General features: G+C 73.0%; 9 protein-coding genes. 8 read left to right on the top strand and 1 reads right to left on the bottom strand.

What is annotated here, in order from left to right; genetic code table 11:
* Window positions 1-231: 231 nt before the first annotated feature.
* From stsB to AB0K28_RS50915, 4 genes are read left to right on the top strand one after another with little or no spacing between them, the layout of a single operon-like run.
* Window positions 232-1,698 carry a StsB family radical SAM/SPASM domain sactipeptide maturase gene (gene stsB, locus AB0K28_RS50930; RefSeq protein WP_364385703.1) on the top strand — a complete coding sequence of 489 codons (1,467 nt, stop codon included), beginning with the start codon at window positions 232-234 and terminating at the stop codon, window positions 1,696-1,698.
* 21 nt (window positions 1,699-1,719) lie between these two features.
* Complete coding sequence (locus AB0K28_RS50925) at window positions 1,720-1,998, top strand: PqqD family protein (protein ID WP_364385700.1); 279 nt, start codon at window positions 1,720-1,722, stop codon at window positions 1,996-1,998.
* Complete coding sequence (locus tag AB0K28_RS50920) at window positions 1,995-3,197, top strand: FAD-dependent monooxygenase (RefSeq protein WP_364385697.1); 1,203 nt, start codon at window positions 1,995-1,997, stop codon at window positions 3,195-3,197. The genes AB0K28_RS50925 and AB0K28_RS50920 overlap by 4 nt, the downstream gene beginning before the upstream one ends.
* Entirely contained in the window at window positions 3,194-5,026 is a 1,833-nt protein-coding gene (locus AB0K28_RS50915; RefSeq protein WP_364385694.1) for a S9 family peptidase, read from the top strand. The genes AB0K28_RS50920 and AB0K28_RS50915 overlap by 4 nt, the downstream gene beginning before the upstream one ends.
* Window positions 5,027-5,032: 6 nt before the next feature.
* On the opposite strand, the gene AB0K28_RS50910 is transcribed toward AB0K28_RS50915, so the two are convergent.
* Entirely contained in the window at window positions 5,033-5,272 is a 240-nt protein-coding gene (locus AB0K28_RS50910) for a LuxR C-terminal-related transcriptional regulator (protein ID WP_345409094.1), read from the bottom strand.
* Between the two features lie 219 nt (window positions 5,273-5,491).
* Between AB0K28_RS50910 and AB0K28_RS50905 the strand changes: the two genes are divergently transcribed.
* The 4 genes from AB0K28_RS50905 to AB0K28_RS50890 all read left to right on the top strand — a co-directional run bounded on the left by AB0K28_RS50905 (window position 5,492) and on the right by AB0K28_RS50890 (window position 10,428).
* A complete protein-coding gene (locus AB0K28_RS50905) occupies window positions 5,492-5,686 on the top strand; it encodes an aroma-sacti cluster domain-containing protein (protein ID WP_345409092.1) in 195 nt (64 codons plus the stop codon).
* A complete protein-coding gene (locus tag AB0K28_RS50900) occupies window positions 5,683-8,808 on the top strand; it encodes an AAA family ATPase (protein ID WP_364385690.1) in 3,126 nt (1,041 codons plus the stop codon). Before AB0K28_RS50905 ends, AB0K28_RS50900 begins: the two co-directional genes overlap by 4 nt.
* A gap of 95 nt (window positions 8,809-8,903) precedes the next feature.
* The gene (locus AB0K28_RS50895) at window positions 8,904-9,812 is read left to right on the top strand and encodes a S8 family serine peptidase (RefSeq protein WP_364385687.1); all 909 of its coding nucleotides are present in this window, start codon (window positions 8,904-8,906) and stop codon (window positions 9,810-9,812) included.
* Complete coding sequence (locus AB0K28_RS50890; RefSeq protein ID WP_364385684.1) at window positions 9,799-10,428, top strand: GAF domain-containing protein; 630 nt, start codon at window positions 9,799-9,801, stop codon at window positions 10,426-10,428. Before AB0K28_RS50895 ends, AB0K28_RS50890 begins: the two co-directional genes overlap by 14 nt.
* The last annotated feature ends 168 nt before the right edge of the window (window positions 10,429-10,596 follow it).

Below are 10,596 nucleotides of genomic sequence, written 5' to 3'. Positions count from 1 at the left end.
CGCACTCCATCGGCGGCTGGACCACCCCCGAGGCGACGCAGCAGAACTTCGAGCCGGGCATGCTCTGCGCCTGCGGCCTCTGGTCCGGGTCGGGACAGAACGCCCAGTAGCCGGCAGGCGAGCTCGCAGGTGCGGGCGGCCGCACCTGCGAGCCGACGCGACACAGCCGACGCGACACAGCCGACGCGACACAGCCGACGCGACACAGCCGACGCGACACAAGGAGTGGACATGCCCGGGAAGCTGACAGCGAACCGCGCCCTGTTCGAGGTGCCGGACGGGCTGACGTATTTCGCGCGCGACGGAGAATATCTGGTGGTCAATCCGCACGCCGGCGGCCGATGCGTGCTCGACGAGCGGGAATTCGCCGTATTACAGGCCCTGGCCAGGACCGGCGAAGCGCTGGAACCCACCAGGGAGACCGAGCGCACGCTCGCCAAGCTCATTTTGAGCTGGGTCGTCTATCACAACGGCAACCGTCCGAAGATCAAGCTGACCGAGCCCGCGTTGCAGACGGTCTATTACGCCATCACCGACGGCTGCAACCTGCGCTGCCCCTATTGCTACGCCTCTTCGGAGAAATGCCTGCCGGGCGAGCTCGACACCGCCGAATCCCTCGACCTGGTCTCGCGCATCGCCGGCTTCGGCGCCGGGCTCATGGTGTTCACCGGCGGCGAGCCGATGCTGCGCAAGGATCTGTTCCCGATCGTGGAGCACGCCAACGAGCTCGGCCTGAGGTGCAACATCATCACCAACGCCACGATGATCAGGACACCGGCGCAGGCCGCCAGGTTCGCCGAGTTGTTCGGCAACGTCACGGTCAGCATGGACGGCGCCACCGCCGAGACCCACGACCGCACCAGGGGCGCGGGAGCGTTCGCCAAGACGTACCGGGCACTGGAGCTGCTCAACGACGCCGGCGTGGCGCCGAGCATCAACCACATCGTCACCTCGGAGAACGTGCACCACCTGGAGGACTTCGCGACCTTCATGGAAGGGCTCCAGGTCAACTCGATCCGGCTGATGTACCACAACAACCTGGGCCGCGGGATCACCGACGAGTACGACTTCGGCTGGGCCGACCACCTGCGCGTCCAGCAGCTCGTGTGGACCGTGCCGGTCGCGGGGAAGCTGCGCCCGCTCGGCCCCAAGCCCATCTCGCCCTGCTCGATCAAGGGCAACTGCGGCATGGGCGGCAGCGAGATCTACATCAACTCGCTGGGCGACGTCTACCCGTGCAAGCTGGTCACCGGCCGCGAGCACTTCGCCGGCAACGTCAGGCGGCAGTCGCTGGAGGACATCTTCGCCACGCCGGTGCTGCGCGGCATGCGAACGAGCACCGTCTTCGGCGGCGAGTACCACGACGACTGCGAGCGCTGCTACATCAAGGCCACCTGCGGCGGCGGCTGCCGCGCCGCGCACATGGCCGAGTCGGGCGACGCCCGCAGGAACAGCCGCCACCTGTGCCGCATCCTGCGGCACGGCGTCGTCACCCAGATGTGGCAGGAGGCCGGCGTCGATCCCCGCGAGATCGCCGCGCACGACACCGAGATGACCACGCCGCGCCTGGTCGCCACCGGCGAGGTGCACGCGGTGTACGAGGACTGGAAGACGTTCGTCCCCGTCTCGCTGCCCACGCCCGAGCCGCCCGCGCGGGCCCGGGTCGGCGAGCTGCTCCCGATAACCCCCGTCCGATGACAAGACAGCAGGAGGTGGCGCGTGTCGCTCCGCATCAGTGACGCCGTGGTGTGGCAGGAGACGGGCGAGGGCATCTCGCTCTACCACACCGAGACCGGGGACTTCCGCACCCTGAACGAGACCGGCTCCAAGATCTGGCTCGCCGTCGCTGGCGGCGGCGGGGCCCAGCCGGTCGCCTCGGCCCTGTCCCGCGAGTTCGCCGGCACCGACCCGGCCCTGATCAAGCGCATCGTGGCGGACGTGCACGCCTTCATCGGCACGATGGTGGACCAGGGCCTGTTCGAGGAGAGCCCGGCGTGACCCGCGCGGTGGTCCTCGGCGGCGGCTTCGCGGGCGTGCTGGCCGCCGCGGTGCTGGCCCGGCACGCGGACGACGTGCTGCTCGTCGAGGGCGACCGCTACCCGTCAGCGCCGCTGCCCCGGCGCGGGCTGCCGCAGGCGCACCACAGCCACGTGCTGGTCACCGGCGGCGCGCGGGCGCTGGAGGAGCTGCTGCCCGGCACGCTCAAGGCCCTGTACGCCCATGGCGCGCACCGCCGCGGCCTGACCGGCGACGTGCTGATCCTCAGCGCGGACGGCTGGTTCGCCCGGCACGACACCGGCGCGTACCTGATCTCGTGCACCCGCGTCCTGCTTGACCACGTCGTACGCCGGAGGGCCCTGCGCGGCGTCACCGTGTGGCCGGACACCGTCGCGCTGGGCCTGATCGGCGACGCCGGCCGCGTCACCGGCGTGACCGTCGGCCGCGCGGGCGGCCCGCCGCGGACCGTGGAGGCCGATCTCGTCGTGGACGCGACGGGCCGCCGATCGAAGGCCCCGAGCTGGCTGGCCGGGCTCGGCGTGCCGCTGATCGAGGAGACGGTGGTCGCCTCGGAGCTGGCGTACGCGACCCGCCTCTACCGGGCGCCCGCGGGACGCGCCGCCGCCACACCGGCGATCATGATCCACCCGCACCCGGACGGCCCCGCGCGGGGGGCCACGCTGTTCCCCATCGAGGACGGCCGCTGGGTCGTCACCCTGACCGGCGACCCGCCCGTGAAGGAGCCCGGCTTCACCGCGTTCGCGCACGGCCTGCGCAGCCCCCTCATCGGGGAGCTGATGGCCGCGGCCACGCCGCTCGGCCGCATCCGCCCGTACCGCGACACGAGCAACAGGCGGCGCTTCTTCGAACGCGCGCCCCTGCCGGAAGGGGTGCTCGCGATCGGCGACGCGGTCGTCGCGGTCAACCCGGTCCACTCCCACGGCCTGTCGATCGCCGCGCTCACCGCGCTCCGCCTGGACCGCGAGCTGGCCGGGCACGGCGGCGTCAAACCCTGCCGCACCCCTGAGCTCCAGGCCGCCGTGGCCGAGGTGGCGGACCCGTCGTGGCGGATGGCCGTCGGCCAGGACGGCTCCCCGCGGCGCACCCCGCTGAGCCGGGCCGCGCTGACCAGCCACCAGCTCGCGACCCGGATCTTCCGGGCCCAGACCCTGATCGCCGAGCAGGAGAGCACGCCATGACCCGCCTGATCCCGCGCAGCCTGCTGTTCGGCAACCCCGCCTACCTGGCCCCCGCGCTGTCACCGGACGGCACCAGGCTGCGCTTCCTCGCCCCCGACGACGGCGTGCTCAACGTCTGGGCCGGCCCGGCCGACGCGCCGGACGAGGCCAGGCCGGTCACCAAGGATCGCGGGCGGGGGATCAGGTCGGCCGGGTTCTGCCACGACGACCGTACCCTCTACTACCTGCAAGATCGGGACGGCGACGAGAGCTGGCGGCTCTACCTCGTCGATCTCGACACCGGCGCCGAGCGCTGCGTCACCCCCTTCGAGGGCGTGCAGACCCGCGTGCTCGCGCACAACGGCTCACGACCTGGCACGATGCTGATCGGCCTGAACAAGGACCGGCCCGAGCTGCACGACGTCTACCGCCTCGACCTGGCCACCGGCGACCTCACCAAGATCGCCGACAATCCCGGCTACCTGAGCTGGGAGATCGACCCCCGACTGCGCATCCGCGGCGGAACCACCATGAACCAGGACGGCACCCTCACCATCCACCTGACCAGCCCAGGAGCCCACGAGCCCACGCCCTGGCTGGAAGTGCCGCGCGAGGACGCCATGGGCACCCGCGTCGCCGGCTACTCCCGCGACGGCAGGACCGTCTACCTGCTCTCGTCCATCGGCGCGAACGCCACCCGCCTGTACGCCGTGGACGCCGCCACCGGCCGGCGCACCCTCCTCGCCGCCGACCCGGTCTATGACGCCAAGGCCCTGGAGGTGGACCCGATCCACCGCCGCCCGCAGGCCGTGGTGTTCGGCCGCGACCGCGACGAGCGCCTGTTCCTCGACGACGCCTACGCGCGGGCCGTCACCCGGCTGAGCGAGCGGCTAGCCGAGCTCGGCGTGCACGGCGAGCTCGACATCGACCGCTCCGAGCGCGGCGACCGCACGTGGGTCGTGACCGTGGTCGCCTGCGACGCCCCGGTCCGCTACTACGTCTACGACCGGCACGAGGACCGCCTGCGCTTCCTCTTCTCCCACCAGCCCGAGCTGGAGCGCCACCGGCTCGCCGAGATGGAGCCTTTCGTGTTCGACGCCCGCGACGGCGTCGAGGTGCACGGCTACGTGACCTGGCCGCCCGGCGCAGAACGCCGCGACCTGCCGGCCGTGGTGAACGTGCACGGCGGCCCCTGGTGGCGTAACTCCTGGTGCTTCGACGAGGAGGCCCAGCTGCTCGCCAACCGCGGCTACGCCTGCGTCCAGGTGAACTTCCGCGGCTCGGTGGGCTACGGCAAACACTTCCACAACCTGGGCGCCAAGCAGTGGGGCGCGGCGATGCAGACGGACCTGCTGGACGCCGTCTCGTACCTCGCCGCCCGTGGCGCCGTGGACCCGGCCAGGGTCGCGATCATGGGTTGCTCGTACGGCGGATACGCGGCCCTGGCCGGCGCGGCCTTCACCCCCGGCGCGTACGCCTGCGCCATCGACCTGTGCGGCCCGTCGAACCTGCTGACCCTGCTGGAGGGCGGCGCCGCCTATCGGCGGACCGTGGACACCTTCATGCACGCCCATGTGGGCGACCCCGCGACCGAGCGCGACCTGCTGTGGGAGCGCTCGCCGCTGTCCAGGGCCGCCGACATCACGATCCCGCTGCTGATCGTCCAGGGCGCGAACGACGTACGGGTGCCCCGCCAGGAGGCCGAGCAGATCGTCGCGGCGCTGCGCGCGGGCGGCGTGCCGCACGAGTACCTGCTGTTCGAGAACGAGGGCCACGGGCTGCTCAGGCCGGAGAACAGGGAGACGTACTACGCCGCCGTCGAACGCTTCCTCGCCGCGCACCTGGCATAGAACCGCTCACGAGCACGCGGGCGGCCAGACGCCGACGTGCAGCAGCTCGTGGGCGTAGCAGTACGCCACCAGCTGGCTGCGGTTGCTGCACGCGAAGCGGTCGAGCAGCTTGCCGATCCGCTCGGCCACGGTGTACCTGCTCAGGCGCATCTCCCGCGCGATCCGCGTCGTCGTGTACCCGGTGGCGAGCATGACGATCAGCTGCCGGTCACGATCATTGATCAGGTCATCGGAAACAAGAGTCATGGAAGTCTCCGGACGGCTCGCATCGACCGCGGGCGCCCCGGACGTGAGCGCCTCCGACCTCGAACGCTAGGAGAGCCCGGTTGCGTACCGGTATGGCCCGGCCATGGCCCCGGTTAGCCGTGGCGGCCGCTATGGCGCGGGCATGCCGCCGCCATACCGGCGCGAAACCGGCCGGACATAGCGTGCAGATCAGTGCCCACCTGCCCGGGAGGTTGACCGATGGACAGCGAGACGCCTTTCGACGCGCTGGCCACGCTGCGCGCCGCAGGACACCCCGTCGACCTGCTGAACGAGCGGCAGCGGCAGGTGTTCGCCGAGCTGGGCAGGCCCGAGGTCGAGCTGCTCAACTCGATCAAGACCCGGCTGGACGCGGCGGCCGGCGAGGTCGAGGGCCAGGACCTCAAGCTCGTATGAGCACGAGGGCCGCCCGCCCGGCCCGCCGGCGCGTGGTCGTCGTGTTCGTCGACCTGGTCGGCTCGACCGAGCTCGCCGAGCGGCTCGACCCCGAGCTGCTGCGCACCGTACTCGACCGCTACCACCGCGCCTGCACCGCGGGCATCGCCGAGCACGGCGGCGTGGTCGAGAAGTACATCGGCGACGCCGTCATGGCCGTGTTCGGCGTCCCGGCCAGCAGCGAGGACGACGCGCTGCGTGCCGTACGCGCCGCGCACGCCGCACTCGCCCGGGTCCGCCGGCTCAGCGACGATCTCGCGCCCACCCACGGCATCCGGCTGGAGGTGCACTGCGGCATCGCGGCGGGGGAGGCCATGGTGATCGACCTGCCCGGCGCCGACCTGCGCGTCACCGGCGACACCGTCAACACCGCCGCCCGGCTGCAGTCGGCGGCCGGCGCCGGCGACATCCTCATGGGGGACGAGGTGGCCCGCATGGTCCGCGCCTACGCCCAGGTGGAGCCGGTGCCGCCGCTGCGGCTCAAGGGCAAGCGCGCTCCCGTGCGGGCCTGGCGGCTGCTCTCGCTCGGCGCGCCGGGCGCCGCCCGCGAGGACGACCAGGCGCCGCTGATCGGCCGCGAGGAGGAGGCGCGGCAGCTCAGGCAGGCGTACGGGCGGGCCGCCCGCGACCGCCGGTGCTGCGTGGTCACGCTGCTCGGGCTGCCCGGCATCGGCAAGTCCCGGCTGGTGCGCGACTTCACCCGAGGGCTGCCCGCGCAGACGTCGGTGCTCGTCGGACGGTGCCCGTCGTACGGGGCCGGCATCACCTACCGGCCCATCGCCGAGATGCTCGAAGCGCTCAACGGCGACTGGCCGCTCGTCGCGCCCGAGCTGGAGCCGGCGAGCGTACGGGCCCTGCGCGGCCTCGCCGCCACCGACGGCACCTCCGGGGTGGAGGAGATCGCGCGGGCCGTACGCGGCCTGTTCGAGGCCCTGGCCCGGCGCCGGCCCCTGGTGGTGATCTGGGAGGACCTGCACTGGGCCGAGCCCACCTTGCTCGACCTCATCGAGCAACTGGCGGCCCGGCTGCTCGACGTGCCCGTGCTGCTCGTCTGCGTGGCCCGGCCCGAGCTGCTCGACCTGCGGCCCACCTGGGGCGGCGGGATGGCGTGCGCGTACGCGCTGGAACTCGGCCCCCTCGGCCCCGACGAGATGCGCGCGCTGGTCTCCTGTCTCGCCCCGCCTCTTGGCGAGGTGGTCGCACACGGCGCCGACCCCCTGCTCGACCGGGTGGCGGAGGGCGCCGACGGAAACCCGCTCTTCGCCGAGCTGATGCTGGAGACCCTGGCCGAGGAGGGTGCCGGCGCGCCGCTGCCGCCCACCGTCCAGGCGCTCATCGCGGCCCGGCTCGACCGGCTGGGGGACGGGGAGCGCGACGTGCTCGAACGTGCCGCGACCATCGGCCAGGTCTTCGCCCGCGACCGCCTCACGGTGCTGCTCCCCGGCTCCTTCGACGTGGACGAGGCACTGTGGAGCCTGCTGCGACAGCGGATGATCCGCCGCGCGGAGCTGCCCGGCTCGTACCAGTTCACCCAAACTCTGACCAGGGACACCGTGTACGCGATGACCCGCAAGGAACTGCGAGCCACCTGGCACCTGACCCTCGCCGACCACCTCACCCAAGCCCCGCCACCCACCTCCACGGATGACCGGGAGCCTCGCCACCCACCAGCCGGCTCCTTCGACGAGCCGTCGCAAGGGGACCTCGCGCACCACCTGGAGACGGCGTGCCTGCTCAAGCGTGAGGTCCAGCCGGACGACCCGCTGCTGCCCGCGCTCACCGTACGCGCCGCCCGCGCGCTCATCGGGGCGGGCACCCACGCCGCCCACCGCAAGGACCTGCCCGCCGCACTCGCCCTGCTGGAGCGCGGACGCGAGCTGCTGCCGCCGGGCGACCCCGAGCACCGGCGGCTCGCCGTACGGATCTGCGACGCCGCCCTGGCACGCGGCGACGGCGAACGGGCGTACGCGGCGGTCGAAGCCGCCGAGTGGATGCTGCCCGGCGACCGGCGTACCGGCCTGACCTGCGAGATCCAGCGCGAGACGCTGAGCCTGCGCTTCGGCCTCGCCCACCCCGCGCTGGACCCGCTGCGCGACCTGCTCACCGCCGAGCCGGACGACGACCTGAGCTGGTGCCGCTTCCACGAGCTGGAAGCACTCACCCACCTGGGGGAGGGCCGCTTCGGAGCCGCGGAGGCGGCTCTGCGCGCGGGCCTGGACCGAGCCTGCTCCCTCGGCGACCGCTACGAGGAGAACCGCCTGCTCAGCGGCGTCTGCGAGCTGGCCCAGTGGTCGCCCACCCCGATCCCTGAGGGCCTGGCGCTGTGCACCGAGCTCTCCGCCAGGTTCGCGGACGACCGGGCCCTGCTCGTGCCGGTACTGATCACCCAGGCCCGGCTGCTGGCCCTCGCGGGGCATATACGTGCGGCCCGCACTGTCCTCACCACCGCCGCCCGCCACGCCACCGACCTCCACCTCGACCTCGCCGCCACGGCCGTCACCCAGGTGAGCGGCCTGGTGGAATCCCTCGACGCCCACCCCCGCGCCGCCGCCACCCGCTTCCGCCAGGCCGCCACCGCCCTGCGCACCGCCGGCCACCCGGGCCCCGCCGCCACCCTGGACATCTACGCGGCCCGCGAGCTGATACGCCAGGGCCGCCACAGCGAGGCCACCCAGACCCTGGCCCGCGTGGAGGCCGCGCACGCACATGACGGCGTGGAGGCCGCGGGTGCGAAGGACGACATGAACGCCGCGCGGGCGCGTGACGACGTGCCGGTCGCCGGTGTGCGGCTGCCGGCGCGCGGCGAGCTGATGTCGCTGGCCCTGCGCGCCCGCCTGGCCTCGCTCGAAGGCGACCACGACCGGGCCGTCACGCTGGCCGGCGAGGCGGCGGAACGGCTCGGCCGCACCGACGACCCGTGCCTGCGCGGCGACGTACTGACCGAACTCGCCGACACCTACCGCACGGCGAACCACCCGACCGAGGCGGATGCGGCCACCGACCGAGCCCGGCGCGCCTACGCGGCCAAAGGCGCCGCCTGGCCCAGGAACCGCGGCACCGGACGCGGAGAGGCGGCCCCATGAGCACGACCGCATCCGGCCCGACGCCCTCGCCACCGTGGCGGGGCCCGACGCTCCCGCCACCGTGGCGCAGAGCCCGTCCCACCTCCTTCCCCGGCATGCCCGCGTGGAGTCAGGCCACCTCCCGCCTGGGCGTGGAGGCGTTCGAGGTGAGCCGCCAAGGGGAGATCGACCGCGAGTGGGCCTGGGGCGGCTCGGACGGTTCCGGCGTCCGGGTCTGCGTGATCGACACAGGAGTGGACGGCACCCACCCCCTGGTCGGCGACCTGGCCCGATCCCTGGTGGTCGTCCAGGGCGAGGCCCGTACGGACGAGGTGATCGCCGACACGGCGATGACCGCGACCACCGCGCGCACCACCATCGGCACGGGACCACCGCGAGCCGGGGCGGCCGCCGTCGTCGACTGCGAGCCGACCGACCCGGCGGGTCACGGGACGGCCTGTGCGGGCATCATCCGTTCGATCGCCCCCGCGGCCGAGCTCACCTCCGTCAGGGTGCTGACCGACGGCCGGTCGGGCAGCGGGGCGGCGCTGCTGGCGGGCCTGGGCTGGGCGGTGGACGAGGGCTTCGACGTGATCAACCTGAGCCTGTCGACCACCCGCCAGGAGTTCCAGGGCCCGCTGCAGGAGCTGGCCGACCGCGCGTACTTCCGGCGCACCATGCTGGTGGCCGCCGCGCACAACATGCCGGTGGTCAGCTACCCGTGGACGTTCTCCTCGGTCATCTCGGTGGCCAGCCACGACGAGACCGACCCCCTGACGTACTACTACAACCCGGCGCCGCCGGCCGAGTTCCACGCCCGGGGCGTCCGGGTCCCGGTCGCCTGGCCGGGCGGCAGGCGGATCCGCAGCACGGGCAACAGCTTCGCCGCCCCCCACATCACCGGCGTCTGCGCCCTCATCATGAGCAAACACCCCTGGCTGACACCGTTCCAGCTCAAGTCGGTGCTCTTCCTGGCCGCGAACAACGTCACAGAAGACCCTGGAGGCATCAATGGCCGTACGTGATCCGCTGCCACCCGGCGACGTCGAGCTCACCGAGCGCCGGCTGCTGATGTCCGTGGTCGAGGTGGCCAGGCACGTCTTCGACTCCGCCGCCGCCTCGATCTTCCTCGTCGACGGCGACACCGGCGAGCTCGTCTTCACCGCCGTCTCGGGCAAGGGCGAGGGACACCTGCCGGGCACGCGCTTCCCGCAGGGGACGGGGATCGCGGGCTGGGTGGCGGCGAGCGGCCAGCCGATGATCGCCGACGACGTGGAGGAGGTCGCGTACTTCGCCCGCTACGCCGCTGAGGCCACCGGCTACGTCCCGAGCAGCATCATGGCGGCCCCGCTGATCCGGTACGAGGAGTGCATCGGCGTCCTGGAGGTGCTGGACCGCTCGGACGCCCTGCGCGGCGAACTCGCCGACGTGGACCTGCTGTCCCTGCTCGCCACGCAGGCCGCCTGCGGCCTGGAACTGCTGCTGCGCTGGCGCCACACGCACGCCGCCGCGGCCGTCTCGCGCGGCGACGACCTCCGTACGATGCTGGAACGCATCGCGTCCCGCGTCCTGTCGGGCGGCGGCACGCCCAACCCCACCGCGCTCACCCTGCTCGTCGCCGCCGACGAACTCCTCGCCTGAAGCGCGGTCGGACCGGCTGCCCCTGCGGCCCGGCCGATTAGCTGCACCGCTGCCTCTACCTGTGGTGAGCGGGCCCGTGGTAGTGCGGCAGGTCGAGCGGCGGCACAGGGAAGCCACCGGCCGCCGGTTCCTCGGACAGTTCCTCGAACTCGGCCTCCACCTGCGCCT

Origin of the sequence: Nonomuraea sp. NPDC049504 (assembly GCF_040676845.1) — a bacterium.
In the GTDB taxonomy this organism is placed as follows: domain Bacteria; phylum Actinomycetota; class Actinomycetes; order Streptosporangiales; family Streptosporangiaceae; genus Nonomuraea; species Nonomuraea salmonea.
Note: the sequence above shows the minus strand (reverse complement) of the source record. Positions and strands in the feature narration are given on the sequence as shown.